Origin of the sequence: Streptomyces sp. HB132 (assembly GCF_016909575.1) — a bacterium.
Lineage (GTDB): Bacteria > Actinomycetota > Actinomycetes > Streptomycetales > Streptomycetaceae > Streptomyces.
This window is the reverse complement of record NZ_JAFBGA010000014.1, coordinates 74,382-91,508: the sequence shown is the minus strand read 5'-3', so window position 1 is coordinate 91,508 and position 17,127 is coordinate 74,382. Positions and strand designations below refer to the sequence as shown.

Annotated in this window: 17 protein-coding genes; 9 read left to right on the top strand and 8 right to left on the bottom strand. The window is 72.0% G+C overall.

Annotated features, from left to right (window positions below):
- Positions 1 to 145: 145 nt before the first annotated feature.
- On the bottom strand, positions 146 to 1,189 hold the full coding sequence (locus JOC24_RS25980) for an SGNH/GDSL hydrolase family protein (RefSeq protein WP_205022891.1): 1,044 nt from the start codon (positions 1,187 to 1,189) through the stop codon (positions 146 to 148).
- Between the two features lie 155 nt (positions 1,190 to 1,344).
- Between JOC24_RS25980 and JOC24_RS25975 the strand changes: the two genes are divergently transcribed.
- Positions 1,345 to 2,748 (top strand): cystathionine beta-synthase, encoded by a 1,404-nt coding sequence (locus JOC24_RS25975; RefSeq protein ID WP_205022819.1) that lies wholly within the window; start codon positions 1,345 to 1,347, stop codon positions 2,746 to 2,748.
- Positions 2,749 to 3,049: 301 nt separating this feature from the next.
- Here JOC24_RS25975 and JOC24_RS25970 read toward each other — a convergent pair whose 3' ends face one another.
- A complete protein-coding gene (locus JOC24_RS25970) occupies positions 3,050 to 3,484 on the bottom strand; it encodes a hypothetical protein (RefSeq protein WP_205022818.1) in 435 nt (144 codons plus the stop codon).
- Positions 3,485 to 3,610: 126 nt separating this feature from the next.
- On the opposite strand from JOC24_RS25970, the gene JOC24_RS25965 reads away from it, so the two are divergent.
- Both JOC24_RS25965 and JOC24_RS25960 read left to right on the top strand, forming a co-directional pair.
- The gene (locus JOC24_RS25965) at positions 3,611 to 4,414 is read left to right on the top strand and encodes a maleylpyruvate isomerase family mycothiol-dependent enzyme (RefSeq protein ID WP_205022817.1); all 804 of its coding nucleotides are present in this window, start codon (positions 3,611 to 3,613) and stop codon (positions 4,412 to 4,414) included.
- Between the two features lie 111 nt (positions 4,415 to 4,525).
- On the top strand, positions 4,526 to 5,323 hold the full coding sequence (locus JOC24_RS25960; protein ID WP_205022816.1) for an SAM-dependent methyltransferase: 798 nt from the start codon (positions 4,526 to 4,528) through the stop codon (positions 5,321 to 5,323).
- A 26-nt stretch (positions 5,324 to 5,349) separates the two neighbouring features.
- Here the strand turns inward: JOC24_RS25960 and JOC24_RS25955 are convergent, their stop codons facing one another.
- Positions 5,350 to 5,931 carry a thioredoxin domain-containing protein gene (locus JOC24_RS25955; RefSeq protein WP_205022815.1) on the bottom strand — a complete coding sequence of 194 codons (582 nt, stop codon included), beginning with the start codon at positions 5,929 to 5,931 and terminating at the stop codon, positions 5,350 to 5,352.
- Positions 5,932 to 6,109: 178 nt separating this feature from the next.
- Here JOC24_RS25955 and JOC24_RS25950 point away from each other — a divergent pair, with 178 nt between their 5' ends.
- Positions 6,110 to 6,958 (top strand): MurR/RpiR family transcriptional regulator, encoded by an 849-nt coding sequence (locus tag JOC24_RS25950; RefSeq protein WP_205022814.1) that lies wholly within the window; start codon positions 6,110 to 6,112, stop codon positions 6,956 to 6,958.
- A 159-nt stretch (positions 6,959 to 7,117) separates the two neighbouring features.
- On the opposite strand, the gene JOC24_RS25945 is transcribed toward JOC24_RS25950, so the two are convergent.
- From JOC24_RS25945 to JOC24_RS25930, 4 genes are all read right to left on the bottom strand, one after another.
- On the bottom strand, positions 7,118 to 7,492 hold the full coding sequence (locus tag JOC24_RS25945; RefSeq protein ID WP_205022813.1) for a hypothetical protein: 375 nt from the start codon (positions 7,490 to 7,492) through the stop codon (positions 7,118 to 7,120).
- 125 nt (positions 7,493 to 7,617) lie between these two features.
- On the bottom strand, positions 7,618 to 8,082 hold the full coding sequence (locus tag JOC24_RS25940) for a roadblock/LC7 domain-containing protein (protein ID WP_205022812.1): 465 nt from the start codon (positions 8,080 to 8,082) through the stop codon (positions 7,618 to 7,620).
- 38 nt (positions 8,083 to 8,120) lie between these two features.
- Positions 8,121 to 8,927 (bottom strand): helix-turn-helix domain-containing protein, encoded by an 807-nt coding sequence (locus JOC24_RS25935; RefSeq protein ID WP_205022811.1) that lies wholly within the window; start codon positions 8,925 to 8,927, stop codon positions 8,121 to 8,123.
- The gene (locus JOC24_RS25930) at positions 8,924 to 9,328 is read right to left on the bottom strand and encodes a hypothetical protein (RefSeq protein WP_205022810.1); all 405 of its coding nucleotides are present in this window, start codon (positions 9,326 to 9,328) and stop codon (positions 8,924 to 8,926) included. Before JOC24_RS25930 ends, JOC24_RS25935 begins: the two co-directional genes overlap by 4 nt.
- A 326-nt stretch (positions 9,329 to 9,654) precedes the next feature.
- Here JOC24_RS25930 and hutU point away from each other — a divergent pair, with 326 nt between their 5' ends.
- The 4 genes from hutU (at position 9,655) to hutI (ending at position 15,316) form a co-directional block, all read left to right on the top strand.
- Positions 9,655 to 11,319 (top strand): urocanate hydratase, encoded by a 1,665-nt coding sequence (gene hutU, locus JOC24_RS25925; RefSeq protein ID WP_205022809.1) that lies wholly within the window; start codon positions 9,655 to 9,657, stop codon positions 11,317 to 11,319.
- A 92-nt stretch (positions 11,320 to 11,411) separates the two neighbouring features.
- Complete coding sequence (locus JOC24_RS25920) at positions 11,412 to 12,635, top strand: allantoate amidohydrolase (protein WP_205022890.1); 1,224 nt, start codon at positions 11,412 to 11,414, stop codon at positions 12,633 to 12,635.
- Complete coding sequence (locus JOC24_RS25915; protein ID WP_205022808.1) at positions 12,626 to 13,996, top strand: formimidoylglutamate deiminase; 1,371 nt, start codon at positions 12,626 to 12,628, stop codon at positions 13,994 to 13,996. The genes JOC24_RS25920 and JOC24_RS25915 overlap by 10 nt, the downstream gene beginning before the upstream one ends.
- Positions 13,997 to 14,134: 138 nt before the next feature.
- Entirely contained in the window at positions 14,135 to 15,316 is a 1,182-nt protein-coding gene (gene hutI / locus JOC24_RS25910) for an imidazolonepropionase (RefSeq protein ID WP_205022807.1), read from the top strand.
- A gap of 84 nt (positions 15,317 to 15,400) precedes the next feature.
- Here hutI and JOC24_RS25905 read toward each other — a convergent pair whose 3' ends face one another.
- A complete protein-coding gene (locus JOC24_RS25905; RefSeq protein ID WP_205022806.1) occupies positions 15,401 to 16,384 on the bottom strand; it encodes an RNA polymerase sigma factor SigF in 984 nt (327 codons plus the stop codon).
- A gap of 293 nt (positions 16,385 to 16,677) precedes the next feature.
- Here JOC24_RS25905 and JOC24_RS25900 point away from each other — a divergent pair, with 293 nt between their 5' ends.
- On the top strand, positions 16,678 to 17,046 hold the full coding sequence (locus JOC24_RS25900) for an STAS domain-containing protein (protein ID WP_205022805.1): 369 nt from the start codon (positions 16,678 to 16,680) through the stop codon (positions 17,044 to 17,046).
- Positions 17,047 to 17,127 lie beyond the last annotated feature (81 nt).

The following is a 17,127-nucleotide window of genomic DNA, read 5'->3' as shown; positions in this document are numbered from 1 at the left end:
GGGCTGGAAGGCAGGAAGGCTGGGCTGCTTTGGAAGTTACCCGGACGTATAGCTGAGGTCACCCAACAGGTGATGTGATGCGGACCTCTTTTCTAAGCAACCGCTCAGTCGCCCGCATTGTTCCTCCGGCGGTGGGGGATCACGGTCATGCCCGCCGCCACGTCGCCCCGGACCCGTGTCCGCGCACCGGTCCGCCGTCCGTGTCCGTTCCGCCGTCCTCGTGCGGCACCGGTTCCGTATGGGCGGGCAGGCGCCGGCGCCTGCGGTGCTTGAGCAGAGCCCATGGGGCGCGCGCCGCCGTCACCTCGGTGCCCGCCTCCCGGGCCGCCCTGGACGCCGCCTTCGCGACCGGCAGCATGCCCTCGCGGCGCGAGCCGTCCAGCCGGTCGGACTCCGGCCACAGGCCGAGGGACGCGCACAGGGTCGGCAGCATGGCCATCGAGGCGGTCGCGTACCCCTCGGCCGACGGGTGGTAGTTGTCGGGGCCGAAGAGCTCCCGGGGGTTCGCCTCGAATTCGGGGCCGAGCAGGTCGCCCAGCGAGACCGTCCGTCCGCCCTGTTCCACCGCGCCGATCGTCTGGGCCGCGGCCAGCTGCCGGCTCACCCGCCTGGCGAGCCACCGCAGGGGCTGGTAGACCGGCTCGATCGTGCCCAGGTCCGGGCAGGTGCCGACGACCACCTCCGCGCCGGCCGTGCGCAGCCTCCGTACGGCCGTGCCCAGACAGCGCACCGACAGTGTCGCGGGCATCCGGTTGGTCACGTCGTTCGCGCCGATCATGATCACGCAGACGTCCGGCACCCCCGAGGGATCCGCCAGCACCACGGACACCTGCCGCTCCAGGTCGTCCGAGCGGGCACCGGGCAGGGCCACGTTCCGAAGATCCACCGGCCTCTCGGCGACCGCGGCCAGCCCGGACGCCAGCAGCGCCCCCGGCGTCTGTCCGGCCCTGCGCACGCCCTGGCCCGCCGCCGTGGAGTCACCCAGCATCACGAAGCGCAGCGGGTGCGAAGGGCCGGCGAAGGCCACCCCGTACCGTCCGTCGGCGCTCGGCGGGACCGGTGCCTTGCCGCCGCCCACCTGCCGTTTCGCCAACTGCACCTCGGCCAGTACCAGACCCACGGTCGCGGCCCCGATCAGCCCGACGCTGCCGCCCCCGTAGGCCGCACCCGCTGCGATCCGCCGTGCCACCCTCGCTCTCGACACAGTCCGGTCCACCTCCTCCGTGCCGTACAGCCGTACACAGCACTACCTGCCCCGTGGAGGGCGTTACTCAATCGCTTCGTCCAATCTCCTGCCCGTACGCATACTCTTGCCTGACCATCTCGGAGACCCCGGAGTACACGGTGCAATTCCACGATTCGATGATCAGTCTTGTCGGCAACACCCCGCTGGTCAGGCTGCGCAATGTGTCGGCAGGCATTCAGGCGACGGTCCTGGCCAAGGTCGAGTACTTCAACCCCGGCGGGTCGGTCAAGGACCGCATCGCGCTGCGCATGATCGAGGCGGCCGAGGAGAGCGGTGAGCTCCTGCCCGGCGGCACGATCGTGGAGCCGACCAGCGGCAACACGGGCGTCGGCCTGGCCATCGTCGCCCAGCAGAAGGGCTACAAGTGCATCTTCGTCTGCCCGGACAAGGTGTCCACGGACAAGATCAACGTGCTGCGCGCGTACGGCGCGGAGGTCGTCGTCTGCCCGACGGCCGTTGACCCGGACCACCCGGACTCGTACTACAACGTCTCCGACCGCCTGGTCCGAGAGACACCGGGGGCCTGGAAGCCCGACCAGTACTCCAACCCCAACAACCCGCGCTCGCACTACGAGACGACGGGCCCCGAGCTCTGGAAGCAGACGGAGGGGCGGATCACCCACTTCGTCGCCGGCGTCGGCACGGGCGGCACCATCAGTGGCACCGGCCGCTACCTCAAGGAGGTCAGCGAGAACCGCGTGCAGGTCATCGGCGCCGACCCGGAGGGCTCCGTCTACTCCGGCGGTTCCGGACGTCCGTACCTCGTGGAGGGCGTCGGCGAGGACTTCTGGCCGAGCGCCTACGACCGCACGGTCACGGACGAGATCGTCGCGGTCTCGGACAAGGACTCCTTCCAGATGACGCGGCGCCTCGCCAAGGAGGAGGGGCTGCTCGTCGGCGGTTCCTGCGGCATGGCGGTCGTCGCGGCCCTCGAGGTCGCCAAGCGCCTCGGTCCCGAGGACGTGGTGGTCGTCCTGCTGCCGGACAGCGGCCGCGGCTACATGAGCAAGATCTTCAACGACGAGTGGATGGCCGACTACGGCTTCCTCGAGGACACCGGCCCGTCCGCGCGGGTCGGCGCCGTCCTCGACTTCAAGGAGGGGCCGCTGCCCTCACTCGTCCACATGCACCCCGAGGAGACGGTAGGCGAGGCCATCGACGTCCTGCGGGAGTACGGCGTCTCCCAGATGCCGATCGTGAAGCCGGGCGCCGGGCACCCCGACGTGATGGCCGCCGAGGTCATCGGCTCCGTCGTGGAGCGTGAGCTCCTGGACGCGCTGTTCACCCAGCGGGCCACACTGACCGACCCGCTGGAGAAACACATGTCGGCCCCGCTGCCGCAGGTCGGTTCCGGTGAGCCGGTCGAGGACCTGATGGCCGTGCTCGGCGGTACGAACGGTGCCGACGCGGCGATCGTCCTCGTCGAGGGCAAGCCCACGGGCGTCGTGAGCAGGCAGGACCTGCTGGCCTTCCTGGCGAAGGACGCCGCACCCAAGCAGTGAGCACGGTTCCCGGGGCTTCGCGAAAACGGTACGAGCGCGACACGTCGACGCAGCACCGGCTTAACACGGCTCCGGCAGAGTGATGGGTGTCGGCAGGGAAACCCGCCGGCACCACATACGGCGACACGGACTACGGAGCGGCTCCCGGACCTCCACCGTCGCCCGGACGCGGCACCCGGCCCTGACCCGGGGACCGCGTCCCTCGCGGGGACCGCCGTCGTCCCGCCCCCCGGGCGACCGGGGGTGCGGCGGTCCCCGCGACTATTCACCCGTGCGGGCGTTCCTGCCGTTGCCGTCCGTCTCAGTCGTCCCGGTGGGGCGAGGTCCGCCGCCTCCTCCCGGTCCACGGCCACACGCGTGCGGAGTGCACGGCGTTCACGCCGAAGATCCCCAGCCAGGCCACCACGAGCCCGTCGATCCCGGCGTTCGCGACGCCGATCGCGGACAGGGGGATGGCCAGGACCAGCGATACGGCCCCGAAGCCGAAGCGCTCCCCGAAGGTCCCGTCCGGCCCGGCGGGCCGCTGACCGTCCCAGGCGGCGGCCGTCCGACGCTCGGCGAGGTGCCGCCTCGCCCGCCGGTCGTGCGTCCCCCGGTCGTGCGTCCCGGCCAGCCGCTGGTCGACCTTCTCCAGGAACGAGTCGATGAGCGCGGACTCGTACTCCGGCCCCAGCTCGCTGCGGGCCTTCAGGGTGGCGTCCAGCTCTCGCCTGAGCTCAGGGTCACGGGCTTCCATGCGCCTCACATTACGAACCCCGGACGCCCGCGTCAGTGGGGTCAGCCCCCCTGTTTCGGGGGCTCCCGCGCAGGGCGGGCCGTGCCCCGTCGGCGTAGCGTTGTTGCCGGAAGACGGGAGGCGCCCATGGCCACCACGACGACGTCCGCCCGCGCCATCCCCCGCACGTACGGGGTGAGGGCGCGCCGGGTCAACGAGGCGGAGCTGCGGGCGACGCTCTCGACGTTCCGTGAGCTCTCCGACGAGGACTGGCGGCGCCCGACCGTCTGCACCGGCTGGACGGTCCGGGACATGCTCGCCCACACCGTCGGCCAGTACGAGGAACTGCCGCGCCCCTGGGTCGCCGTGCGCCGGATCCGGCGGGCCGCGCGGACCCACCCGCATCTCGGCCGGCTCGACGGGCACAACGAGGTTCAGATCGAGGACCGGCAGGCCGTCCCGGGGAGGGAACTGATCGGAGCACTGGCCCACTTCGCGCCCCAGGGCCTGATCGCCCTGCGCCGTGTGCCCGCACCGGTCCGGCGCAGGACACGGCTGAGTCTGCTCTACCCGGAGGCGAAGGCCCTGCCCGACGACTCGGTGGACTACCTCGGCAACGTCCTCGTGGTCCGGGACACCTGGATGCACCGCATGGACCTCGCGGACGCCACCGGGGCCGAGCCGGTCCTCGACGGGCACGACCGGGAGATCGTGGACCAGGTGGTGCTGGACCTGGCCCTCGCCTGGACGGGTCCCGCGGCGGAGATCGACCTCCACGGGCCGGCGGGCGGGCGCCGTCTGCTGGGCATCGGCACCCCGGCGGCCACTCTCCACGCGGACGCGGTCGACTTCGCCAGGCACCTGTCGGGGCGGCCCGCACGGGGCCGTCCGGAGCTGGAGGGCGAGCCGACGGCCCAGGCCGCCCTGCTGGCCGCCCGTGTCATGTTCTGACGACCGCCGGCACACCGCGTCGAGCTGCCCCGGCCTGGCCCGGCAGGCGTAACAAGGCTCTGTAGGCTGCGTGTTGACGATGCGCCCAGCTCGACTCCCCCAGGAGGACCAGTGCCCGCACAGGCGGACCGGATCAACACGTCGCAGCCGCACACCGCCCGGATCTGGAACTACTGGCTGGGCGGCAAGGACAACTACCCGGTCGACCAGGCGGCCGGTGACCACATCCGTACGCTGCACCCGGGCATCGGCGACTACGCGCAGGCGGACCGGCTGTTCCTCGGACGGGCGGTGCGCCATCTGGTCGCAGACCTCGGGATCCGGCAGTTCCTCGACATAGGCACCGGCCTGCCGACGGCGGACAACACCCACGAGGTCGCCCAGCGGCTGGCGCCGGAGTCCCGCATCGTCTACGTCGACAACGACCCGCTGGTGCTCGCCCACGCGCGCGCGCTGCTCACCAGTACGCCGGAGGGCAGGACCGACTACCTCGACGAGGACCTGCGCAACGTCGACGTCATCCTGGAGCACGCGGCGAAGACCCTGGACCTCAGCCGACCGGTCGCCCTCGTCCTGCTCGGCGTGGTCATCTTCATCGAGGACGACGACCAGGCGTACGGTCTCGTCCGCCGGCTCATGGACGCCCTGCCGTCCGGGAGCCACCTCGTCCTCTCCCACACGATCACCGACCCGTCGATGCCCGACGTGGACGCGGCCGTCGCGTTCTGGAACGAGAACGGCACGCCCAGGCTGACGCAGCGGACGCCCGCCGACATCAACCGGTTCTTCGACGGTCTGGAGCTCCTCGAGCCCGGAGTGGTCTCGTGCAGCCGGTGGCGCGCCGAGCCGGACGGCGGCGGCCTGCCGGACGAGGTGGCCATGTTCAGCGGGGTCGCGCGCAAGGCCTGACGGCCGGCCCAGCGCTCACCGGGCCCTCACCCGGCAGTCACCTCGGCGAGGAACGCCTCGGGCGTGACCGCGTATCCCAGGGAGTTGATGACGGGGACCGGGGCCCGGTCGATGAGGACCGTGGGCGTGGACCGCACACCGCTCGCTTCGAACGCCGCCGCCACCTGTGCCGCCCAGGGCAGATAGGTGCGCTCCATGACCTTCTGCCGGAAGGCGTCGGTGTGCAGCGCCTCGACCTCGCCGGCCAGCCGGAGCAGGAAGTCCCGGTCGGCGAAGGCGTCGACGTCCTCGCTGGGCTGATCGGCGTACAGCGCCCGCAGGAAGAGCATGAACGGCTTCTGCCCCTCGTCGGCTGCGGCTCCCAGCGCGGCCAGCGCCTCCAGGGAGCCGCTGCCGCCCGAGGAGTCGTCGATGAACGTGCCGAAATGGTGGTCCACGGCGAATCTGCCCTCGTCGGCGGCGCGCTCCATCACGGCTCCGAGGCCCAGCTCCATGCGCTTGCAGTAGGGGCACCGCAGATCGGCGTAGACGCTCAGCACGTGCGCGGCATCGGTGTCGCCGTAGCGGACGATGACGCCGCCCGGCCCTCTCGTATTGGCTGGGATCATGATCCCAGGGTCGGCAGGGGAGCGCGGTCCCGCAATGCGAGGAGCCCGCCCGGCACGCCGGCGGCGGCCGTGTCCGGACCGTGGGCTGTATATGGACATGCAGACCGCCGACTGGCTGAATGGATTCCTCGGTGACGGACCGGTCCGACAGATCTGACGGATCCCTGGAGGGGACAGCATGAGCGGGAGCAGCCCGGCTGCGCGGTTGCAGCGGCTCTTCGAGGGGCGGCGGCTCACGCCCACCCAGCGGCGGATCGCCCACTCCATGGTGCGGCGGGCCGCCGACGCCCCGTTCCTGTCGAGTGTGGAGCTGGCCGAGCTGGCCGGGGTCAGCCAGCCGTCCGTCACCCGCTTCGCCGTGGCGCTCGGCTTCGACGGGTACCCCGCGCTGCGCAGACACCTGCGGGAGGTGACGCCTGCCGGAGCGGCCGGCGGGGGCGGCGTGGAGGACAGTCTCAACGAGTACCAGCAGGCGGTGCGGGCCGAGATCGAGAATCTGCGGCAGCTGTCCGAACTGCTCGCCGACCCGTCCCCGGTGGAGCGGGCCGGACGGCTGCTCGCCGGGTCCAGGCCCCTGCTCGTCCTCGGGCTGCGGGCCGCGTCCTCGCAGGCCCGGGGGTTCGGGTACTTCGCGGCCAAGGTGCACCCGGACGTAAGGGTCGTCGACGAGGGCGGCAGCATGCTGCACGACCGCATCGACGCTGCCAGGCGGGCGGGCGCGAGTGCCCTGATGTGCTTCGCACTGCCGCGGCACCCGCGTGAGGCCGTGGACGCGCTGGCATACGCGCGGGAGCAGGGGCTGATTGTCGTGACCGTGGCCGACTCGGCGTTCGCCCCGGTGGCGGCCCACAGCGATCTGCTGATCCCGGCCGCGGTGGGGACCGGGCTGGCCTTCGACACCGCGTGTGCGCCGATGCTGCTGGGGCGGGCGCTGCTGGAGGCCATGTGCGACGGACTGCCCGAGGCGCAGGCCCGGCTCGAGGAGTTCGACGCGAGGGCCGCCGCGCGGGGGCTGTTCGTCGAGTAGCAGCGGTCGTGGTGGCCTGGAGGACGTCCGGGCCGGGCCCTGCCGAGCGGGTGGAGCGGGCCGGCCCACGGGCAAGCGGGTGGGCATGCCGGACCACCGGCCCCATGGCGGGACGCCGCACCCGTCGGGCGCGGCGTCACCGCCGGTGAGCACTCCGGGTCAGACCTCCAGCTCCGCTTCGATCTTCCGCAGCTGGTGGCGCGCCATCGCGAGGTTGGCTCTGCCGCCGTCCAGTACGAGGTAGAGGAACAGGCCGTTGCCGCCACGGGTCTTGAGCAGCCTGATCAGGTGGTACTGGGTGCCGAGGGTGATCAGGATGTCCTCGATCTCGTCCTTGATGCCGAGATGCTCCATGGTCCGGAGCTTCGCCCGGACGACGTCGGTGTTGCCGGCCGCCGCGACCTCCAGGTTGAACTCCTTGCCTCCGCCGAGCGTGCCCAGAGCCATGCCGCTGGTGTAGTCGACGAGTGCGACACCGACGGTGCCCTCGATCGACGCCATCGCGTTCTTCAGTGACGTTTCGGTGTTGCCCATAGTGCTCGTTTCCTTTCCCTGGCCGGCCCGGTGGCCGGTCCGTTGCTGGGTCGTCCGTTGCTGGGTGGTGCGCTGCCGGCCGGTGCGCTGTCCGCTCGTGGCGGACGCGTCGCCGGATGCGGGTGTCACGTGGGATCCGGTGTGGTGCGGCGGGGCAGGGCCCGGGACTGCGGCGTGCGTGGCGGCGGCACGGGGCGGTCGGCGTCGGTCTGTGCGGCATCGACCACTTCGCCGATGCGTGCGCCCGCGCGACGTCCTTCGAGGTGGAGGCGGCCCACGTTGATCCGGTCCTCGGCGAGCAGTGTGAGGACGGCGGAGGAGCCCGCCGCGTAGGTGGCGATGTAGCCGTTCTCGCCGCGGATCAGGAGTTCACGGAAGTCCCCTCGTCCGGTGGCGTCGGCCATTCGGATGGAGACACCGAGCGCGGCGGCTGTCAGCGCGGCTACTCCCTCGGCTTCGATCCCCGGGGTGTCGTGGGCGACGACCAGGCCGTCGGTGCTGGCGGCCAGTGCGCCGGTCAGGAGCGGAACCCGGGCGCGTAACCGCTGGAGCTCGTCGAGGACATCCTGTACCTCTGCCTCGGGCACCATCAGCTGTCTCCTCCCGGCACGCTGTCTGAGCGCGCGTATCACAGTGCCTCCAATGCGTCTCTGAGCCGGCGCAACAGGTCGACGTCGGGGTCGGCCGTGACCTCGGGCAGTGCGATGCGGCTCCGCCCGGACGCCGACGCGGACCCGGCGGCTGCCGGGCGGACCGCTTCGACCAGTCCGGCGGCGGTCAGCCGGCGCAGGTCGACCAGGGTGTGGAAGGCCGAGCGGCCCAGCTCCTGGGCGATGTCCGTCGCCGTGCGCTCGCCGTTCACCAGATCCAGGACACGGCGCTGGCGTGGGGGGACCGGGGCGTCCACCCGGTGGGTGGTGGGGGCGAGCGGCGCGCTGTCGGTGAGCGCGTCCGGCCAGATCCGGTCCAGGAGCTCCCGGCGCCGGAGCGTCTCGCGCTGGACGGAGTGGACGGGCACGGGCCGGACGGGGCCGATCCAGTGCGAGACCCCGTAGCGGAAGCGGGCCGGTGTGTGCGTGGGGGCCAGTGCGAAGAAGGCCGCGTCGTACAAGGCGCCCAGGTGACAGAGCTCCAGCGCGCCGCCGGGGACCCGGCCGCTGTCCACGAGGTAACGGCCGACCCGCTGTCCGGCACCCGCCTGGGCGACCGCGTCCCACCAGCCCTCGGAGCGCAGGGCCCCGCCCGTGGTGAGCAGGACGTCGATCCCGGGGGTCGCGGGGCTCTCCGCGTGGACGACCTGGCCGTCGGCCAGATACAGGGTGCCGCGGTCGCGCATCAGCGCGCCGGTCGCGCGCTCCGCCGCGAGCCGCTGCAACATCGGTGAGGGCGTCGCCTGTTCGGGTAAGCCGGGCCGGGCGGTGACGGAGGGGCTCATGCCAGGACCAGCCGCTCCGCCATCTCGCCGAGCCGTATGCGTGCCAGGGCGAGGTTGCCTTCCGCGCGGTCCAGCCAGAGGTGGAGGAAGACGCTGCTGTCGAAGTCCGTCCGGACGAAGCGGAGGATGTGGTACCCGGGAGCTGTGGTGACGATGACGTCCTCGACGGCCGGGGCGGGTGGGCCCGGTGCGCCGGTGGGCGCGTCCGCCTGGGCGAACACGGGTTGTTCGGCGGCCATCCTCGCCACCTCCGCCGTCTCGGCGGCAGTCGCCTCGTGATCGCCGTTGGGCGACTCGCCGATGGTGCCGAGCGCGAGACCGCTGGTCCAGTCGACGACTGCGGCACCCCGGGCACCGGGCAGCCTCATGACCTCGACCAGGCACTCGTCGATTCCGGGCAACTCGGACTCCCCTCCCGACGTGGTGTACGGATGTAATGGAGAGGCTACGCAACGTGTGCGCGCCTGGTGGGAGTTCTGGCATTTTCCACAGGTACATGCGGCCGGCCGTGTAAAGGGCGGCAGGTGGGTGCGCGGAACGGGCCGGAACATGTCCGGCGGCCGTCCGTCCACGGCCGTCTCCTGCCCGTCCTCGTCCGCCGCGGAGCCGCTTGCGGTCGTCGGCCGACGGCTCGCCCGGGGCCGGACCCGGGCGAGCCTGTTGACTAGGAGTATTCAGGCGTCCAGGATGTGAATAGGAGAGTCACAGACGCGAGGAGGCATCCCCCATGTCAGGACCCCGCCCCGTACGGGCACCGCGCGGTACGGAACTGAGCGCCCTGGGATGGCAGCAGGAAGCCGCCCTCCGCATGCTGCAGAACAACCTCGACCCCGAGGTCGCCGAACACCCCGACAAACTCGTCGTCTACGGCGGCACGGGCAAGGCCGCCCGCGACTGGCGGTCCTTCGACGCCATGGTCCGCACCCTCCGGACGCTCAAGCAGGACGAGACGATGCTCGTCCAGTCCGGGCGGCCGGTCGGCGTCATGCAGACCCACGAATGGGCGCCGCGCGTCCTGATCGCCAACTCCAACCTGGTCGGCGACTGGGCGAACTGGGAGGAGTTCCGCCGCCTGGAGGCCCTCGGGCTCACCATGTACGGGCAGATGACCGCGGGTTCCTGGATCTACATCGGGACCCAGGGCATCCTCCAGGGCACCTACGAGACCTTCGCCGCGGTCGCCGCGAAGCGGTTCGGCGGGACACTGGCGGGGACCATCACGCTGACGGCCGGGCTCGGCGGCATGGGCGGCGCCCAGCCGCTGGCCGTCACGATGAACGACGGCGTCGCCCTCTGCGTCGACTGCGACCCGCGCGCCATCGAGCGCCGGATCGAGCACCGCTTCCTGGACGTGCGGGCCGACTCCCTCGAACACGCGCTCCAGTTGGCGGTCGAGGCCCGCGACGCGCGGCGCCCGCTCTCCATCGGCCTGCTCGGCAACGCCGCGGAGCTGCTGCCCCGGATGCTCGCCGAGGGCGCACCCGTCGACATCGTCACCGACCAGACCAGCGCCCACGACCCTCTCGCCTATCTGCCCGTCGGCGTCGACTTCGACGACATGGCCTCCTACGCGGCCGAGAAGCCCGCCGACTTCACCCTGCGCGCCCGCGAGTCGATGGCCGCGCACGTCGAGGCGATGGTCGGCTTCATGGACGCGGGGGCCGAGGTCTTCGACTACGGCAACTCGATCCGGGGCGAGGCCCAGCTCGCCGGATACGCGCGGGCGTTCGACTTCCCGGGCTTCGTGCCCGCCTACATCCGGCCGCTCTTCTGTGAGGGCAAGGGCCCCTTCCGGTGGGCGGCTCTGTCGGGCGAGGCCTCGGACATCCACAAGACGGACAAGGCCCTGCTCGATCTCTTTCCCGAGAACGAATCGCTGCACCGCTGGATCAGGATGGCGGGGGAGCGGGTCCACTTCCAGGGGCTGCCGGCCCGGATCTGCTGGCTCGGCTACGGCGAACGCGACCGGGCCGGTGAGCGGTTCAACGACATGGTGGCGAGCGGGGAGCTCGCCGCGCCCCTGGCCATCGGGCGTGACCACCTGGACTGCGGGTCGGTCGCCTCGCCCTACCGCGAGACCGAGGCCATGCTGGACGGCTCGGACGCGATCGCGGACTGGCCGCTGCTCAACGCCATGGTCAACGTGGCCTCGGGCGCGTCCTGGGTGTCGCTGCACCACGGGGGCGGTGTCGGAATGGGGCGTTCGATCCACGCGGGGCAGGTCTCGGTCGCGGACGGCACGGCGCTCGCGGGGGAGAAGATCCGGCGGGTGCTGACGAACGACCCCGGGATGGGCGTGATCCGGCATGTGGACGCGGGTTACGACATCGCGGAGTCCGTCGCCTCGGACAAGGGCGTGCGGGTCCCGATGGCGGAGGACGAAGTCCGTTGACCGGCGCGGTGGACGACGGTCCGGGCACGTCCGTGTCGGGCAGGGGAGCGGATGCCTCGCGCCGGCCCGGCGAGACCGAGTCCTTCGACGCGATGTGGCGCGGCCTCGGACCGCTCGGCCGTGACGCGGGCAGCGGCGGCTACCGCCGGTACGCCTGGACCGGTGCCGACCAGGAGTGCCGGGAGTGGTTCCGCGCCCAGGCCGAGACGCGCGGGCTCGTCCACGAGACCGACCGCAACGGCAACCAGTGGGCCTGGCTGGGCGATCCGCTTGCCGGGGACGCCGTGGTCACCGGCTCCCATCTCGACTCCGTGCCCGACGGTGGCGCCTTCGACGGTCCGCTCGGTGTGGTGTCCTCCTTCGCGGCCCTCGACGAACTCCGCCGCAGGGGAGCGGAGTTCGACAAGCCCTTCGCCATCGTCAACTTCGGGGACGAGGAGGGGGCGCGCTTCGGGCTCGCCTGCGTCGGCTCGCGGCTCGCCGCGGGCCGACTGGGCGTCGAGGACGCGCACCGGCTCCGCGACGCGGACGGCGTCTCGCTGCCGCAGGCCATGGAGGCCGCGGGACACGACCCCGACGCCATCGGGCCGGATCCCGAACGCCTCGCCCGGATCGGTGCGTTCGTCGAGCTCCATGTGGAGCAGGGGCGCGCCCTCGACCTGAGCGGTGACCCGGTCGGGGTCGCCTCGGCCATCTGGCCGCACGGCCGGTGGCGGTTCGATTTCCGGGGCGAGGCCAACCACGCCGGCACCACGCGGCTGGCCGACCGGCGGGACCCGATGCTCACCTACGCCGAGACCGTGCTCGCGGCCCGTCGTGAGGCGGAGCTCGCCGGAGGCCTCGCGACCTTCGGCAAGATCGCCGTCGAGCCGAACGGGGTCAACGCGATCCCCTCCCTCGTGCGGGGCTGGCTCGACTCCCGGGCACCCGACCAGGCCGCTCTCGACGCCGTCGTGAGCGGTGTCGAGCGGGCCGCGCGGGAGCACGCCGAGCGGGCCGGTATCGATATCGACGTCGTACGCGAGTCGTTCACACCGGTGGTGGACTTCCAGCACGCACTGCGGGACGAGATCCGCCTGATGCTGGAGGAGCGGGGCGGTGGCGGCGCTGACCGTGGCGGGCGCACCGTGCCCCTGCTCGGCACGGGGGCAGGACACGACGCGGGTATTTTGTCCGCTTCCGTGCCGACCGCCATGCTGTTCGTACGGAACCCCACCGGGATCTCGCACTCACCCGCCGAGCACGCCGCCGAGGACGACTGCGTGGCCGGGGTGAGGGCACTCGCCGACGTACTGGAAGGTCTCGCGTGCAGCTGACGACGCAACCGACGGGCACACCGGTCACCGCGACCTACTGGATGTCGCACGCCTGGCTCGGCACCCACGTCGAGCCGGGCGTCCTCCTGGACGTGGCCGGCGGGCGCATCGCCGGTGTCCGGACGGGCATCGACGCGCCGCCGCCCGGCGCCACCGCGCTGCACGGGCTGACCGTCCCCGGACTGGCCAACACCCACTCGCACGCCTTCCACCGCGCGCTGCGCTCCACTGTCCAGGTGGGCTCCGGCACCTTCTGGACATGGCGCGAGCTGATGTACCGGACGGCCGCCCGTCTCACCCCCGACACCTACTACGACCTGGCGCGCGCCACGTACGCCGAGATGGCACTGGCGGGCATCACGGCGGTGGGCGAATTCCACTACCTGCACCACGCGCCCGGCGGTACTCCCTACGACGACCCGAACGCCATGGGCGAGGCACTCATCGCCGCCGCGGCCGAGGCCGGCATCCGCATCACCCTGCTCGACACCGCCTATCTGGCCGCCGGGTTCGGGGAGAAGCCGAGCCGGCACCAGCTGCGCTTCTCCGACACCACCGCGGACGCCTGGGCCGAGCGCGCCTCCCGCCTCAAGGGCGACGGCGACCTGGTGGTGATCGGCGCCGCGATCCATTCCGTCCGCGCCGTCCCGGCCGGGCAGCTCTCCACCGTCGCGCGGTGGGCCCGGGAGCGGACCGCCCCGCTCCACGTGCACCTCTCCGAGCAGACCGCGGAGAACGACGCCTGCCTCGCCGCCCACGGCCGCACCCCCGCCCGGCTCCTCGCCGACCACGGGGTGCTCGGCCCGCACACCACCGGCATCCACAACACACACCTCACGGCCGAGGACATCGAACTGCTCGGCTCCTCCCGGACGGGTACCTGCATGTGCCCCACCACCGAACGCGACCTCGCCGACGGCATCGGGCCCGCCACCGCGCTGCAGGGCGCGGGTTCCCCCCTCTCGCTGGGCAGCGACAGCCACGCCGTGATCGACCTCTTCGAGGAGGCCCGGGCGATGGAGCTCAACGAACGCCTGCGCACCCATGTGCGCGGTCACTGGACGGCGGGGGCCCTGCTCAGGGCCGCTTCCGCCCAGGGCCACGCCGCGCTCGGCCGGCCGGACGCGGGCGTGCTCGAGCCGGGCGCGCCCGCCGATCTCGCCACCGTCGCGCTGGACTCGGTCAGAACGGCCGGGCCGGTGCCGCGGCTGGCAGCCGAAGCGGCCGTGTTCGCCGCCACCGCAGCCGATGTGCGGCACACCGTGGTGGCGGGCCGGCACATCGTCCGGGACGGCCGGCACACCCGGATCGAGGACGTGCCCGGAGCGCTCGCCTCGGCCGTCGCCGCCCTGCAGGGCTGAGCGGCCGGCGGGACCCGGCACCGGAACCCCTGCCCGGCCACGCCCCGGAGACCCGGCCGTCTCCCCTCGCCGGACGAAGACCCCCGGCCGACACCCCCGGCAGTCCAGCCGGGCGAACCCGACGAAAGCTGTGCTCGGATGACGACGACAGCCACGACCGCCATCACCCACATCGCGAACCTGGTCACCAACGACCCCTCCCTCGGCGACGGGACCCCCCTGGGCCTGATCCGGGACGCGGCCGTCGTCATCGAGGGCGACCACGTCGTCTGGACCGGTGAATCCGGCAGAGCACCCGCCACCGACAACGCCGTCGACGCGGGCGGCCGCGCCGTGATCCCCGGCTTCGTGGACTCCCACTCCCACCTGGTGTTCGCGGGTGACCGCACCGCCGAGTTCAACGCCCGTATGTCCGGACGCCCTTACTCCGCAGGCGGCATCCGCACGACCGTGGCCGCCACCCGGGCCGCCTCCGACGAGGAGCTCTCCGCCAACGTCGCCCGCTATCTGGCCGAGGCGCTCCGGCAGGGCACCACCACCTTCGAGACCAAGTCCGGCTACGGCCTCACCGTCGAGGACGAGGCACGGTCCCTGCGCATCGCCGCCCGGCACACCGACGAGGTCACCTTCCTAGGCGCCCACATCGTGTCCCCCGAGCATGCCGACGACCCCTCCGCCTACGTGGACCTCGTCACGGGGCCGATGCTCGACGCCTGTGCCCCGTACGCGCGTTGGATCGACGTCTTCTGCGAGCGGGGGGCCTTCGACGAGGACCAGGCGCGCACGGTCCTCACCGCGGGTCTGGCCAGGGGCCTGCACCCCCGCGTCCACGCCAACCAGCTCGGCCACGGCCCCGGGGTCCGGCTCGCCGTCGAGCTGGACGCGGCGTCCGCCGACCACTGCACGCACCTCGACGACGCCGACCTCGACGCGCTCGGCCAGGGCCGCACCGTCGCCACCCTCCTTCCCGGCGCCGAGTTCTCCACCCGCGCGGCCTGGCCCGACGCCCGCCGGCTCCTGGGCGCGGGCGCCACGGTGGCGCTGTCCACGGACTGCAACCCGGGCTCCTCCTTCACCTCCTCCATGCCTTTCTGCATCGCCCTCGCCGTACGGGACATGGGCATGACGCCCGACGAAGCGGTGTGGTCCGCCACCGCCGGAGGTGCCGCCGCGCTGCGCCGCTCCGACATCGGACGCATCACCCCCGGTGCCCGCGCCGACCTGGTGATCCTCGACGCGCCGAGCCACGTCCACCTCGCCTACCGGCCCGGAGTCCCGCTCGTCGGCGCGGTGTGGCGGGGCGGGAGGAGGGCCGTGTGACAGGTCGGCAACGCGGAAGGACCCGCCCGTCGGCCTGGGCAGGTCCTTCCGCAAGGGGGTACCGGGAATGCCGGTGACGCCGGGTCACTCCTCCACGGTCAGGCCCTTCCTGAGCTTGACCAGAGTCCGGGACAGGAGCCGGGACACGTGCATCTGCGAGATGCCGAGCTCCTCGCCGATCTCCGACTGCGTCATGTTGGAGACGAAGCGCATGGAGAGGATCGTGCGGTCGCGCAGGGGGAGCGAGGCGATGAGCGGCTTGAGGGACTCGACGTACTCGATGCCCTCGATGCCGTGGTCCTCGTAGCCGAGGCGGTCCGCGAGGGCGGCCTCGCCGCCGTCGCCGTGGTCCTCGGGCTTGGCGTCCAGCGAGCTCGCGGTGTACGCGTTGCTCGCGGCCATGCCCTCGACGACCTCGTCCCTGCTGAGGCCGAGGCGCTCGGCGAGTTCGACGACGGTGGGCGCGCGGTCCAGCTTCTGGGCCAGCTCGTCACCCGCCTTGGCGAGGTCCAGCCGAAGCTCCTGCAGCCTGCGCGGGACGCGGACGGACCAGCTGGTGTCACGGAAGAAGCGCTTGATCTCGCCGACGATGGTGGGCATCGCGAACGTCGGGAACTCCACGCCCCGGCTGAGCTCGAAGCGGTCGATCGCCTTGATCAGGCCGATGGTGCCGACCTGGACGATGTCCTCCATGGGCTCGCTGCGTGAGCGGAACCGCGCGGCGGCGAACTTGACCAGGGCCAGATTGAGCTCGACGAGCGTGTTGCGGACGTACGCGTACTCGTGGGTGCCCTCGTCGAGGGCTTCGAGCCGCGCGAAGAGCGTCTTCGACAGGGCCCTGGCGTCCACCGCGCCGACCTCGGCGTAGGGAGGGATCTCGGGGAGTTCTTCGAGACCCTCGAACCCCTCGCTCGGAAGGTGGTCGTCGGAGGTCGGGTCGGTGGTGGTGCCGGTGCTGGTGCGCGGGCCGGGTACGGCGATCGCGGCAGCGGAGTCGGAATCGGTCGGTCCCTGAGGACATGCCGACGTCGCGATGTGGGTACGCGATACGTCGAGCCGGGGTGACATGGTTCTCCTCCATCGTTCTCGGCATATGGCTGCCGATGCCCATAAGTGTTCCTGCGGTGAAGCGGCGCCTCCGAAGCCGATCGCAATTCCTGGTGCAGATGTCTCTTCTACCCTTACCCGCTTCCAGCCACGAGTTACAAGCGCCAAATCGGCCTGTATGTCCGGTTTGTGGAGTTCTTCGACTACCGTGTGGCGAGGGAAACGCGTAATGTTTCATCCACGTCGGGGGTAGCCACGATGATGCCGCGCACACCAGGGGCGCGGGTAGTGACGGACGGCGAAGAGGGACGGGCATGGACCGCGGGACGGTCGGCAGCGCGAACCGGGGTCGGCTTCAGGTCGACGTCCGGACCGAGGGCCGAAGTGAAGTCGTGACGCCGGTGGGTGAGCTGGATCACCACACCGCAGATCTGCTGCGCGAGCCTCTGGAGAGCGCGGTCGACGAAGGGCGTACACGCCTGGTGGTCGACTGCTCGCGACTCGACTTCTGTGATTCCACCGGGCTCAACGTGCTGCTCGGTGCCCGCCTGAGGGCGGAGGCCGCGGGCGGCGGGGTTCACCTGGCCGGAATGCAGCCCGTGGTGGCGCGCGTCTTCGAGATCACGGGGGCGGAGGCGGTCTTCACCGTCCACGCCTCGCTCGACGAGGCGCTGAACAGCTGACAGCGGCGTCTCCCGGGCGCATCCGAAGCCCCGGGACCCCGTCTATCGCGCGAGTCACGCTCATGGCGTGAACGAAGTGGG

Bases quoted from the DNA above. Each gene is read 5' to 3' on its own strand.
- hutU (WP_205022809.1), top strand. From the start codon at position 9,655: ATGTCAGGACCCCGCCCCGTACGGGCACCGCGCGGTACGGAACTGAGC.
- JOC24_RS25945 (WP_205022813.1), bottom strand. From the start codon at position 7,492: ATGGGCAACACCGAAACGTCACTGAAGAACGCGATGGCGTCGATCGAG.
- JOC24_RS25965 (WP_205022817.1), top strand. From the start codon at position 3,611: ATGGCCACCACGACGACGTCCGCCCGCGCCATCCCCCGCACGTACGGG.
- JOC24_RS25970 (WP_205022818.1), bottom strand. From the start codon at position 3,484: ATGGAAGCCCGTGACCCTGAGCTCAGGCGAGAGCTGGACGCCACCCTG.
- JOC24_RS25950 (WP_205022814.1), top strand. From the start codon at position 6,110: ATGAGCGGGAGCAGCCCGGCTGCGCGGTTGCAGCGGCTCTTCGAGGGG.
- JOC24_RS25905 (WP_205022806.1), bottom strand. From the start codon at position 16,384: ATGTCACCCCGGCTCGACGTATCGCGTACCCACATCGCGACGTCGGCA.
- JOC24_RS25940 (WP_205022812.1), bottom strand. From the start codon at position 8,082: ATGGTGCCCGAGGCAGAGGTACAGGATGTCCTCGACGAGCTCCAGCGG.
- JOC24_RS25935 (WP_205022811.1), bottom strand. From the start codon at position 8,927: ATGAGCCCCTCCGTCACCGCCCGGCCCGGCTTACCCGAACAGGCGACG.
- JOC24_RS25900 (WP_205022805.1), top strand. From the start codon at position 16,678: ATGGACCGCGGGACGGTCGGCAGCGCGAACCGGGGTCGGCTTCAGGTC.
- JOC24_RS25920 (WP_205022890.1), top strand. From the start codon at position 11,412: ATGTGGCGCGGCCTCGGACCGCTCGGCCGTGACGCGGGCAGCGGCGGC.
- JOC24_RS25955 (WP_205022815.1), bottom strand. From the start codon at position 5,931: ATGATCCCAGCCAATACGAGAGGGCCGGGCGGCGTCATCGTCCGCTAC.
- hutI (WP_205022807.1), top strand. From the start codon at position 14,135: ATGACGACGACAGCCACGACCGCCATCACCCACATCGCGAACCTGGTC.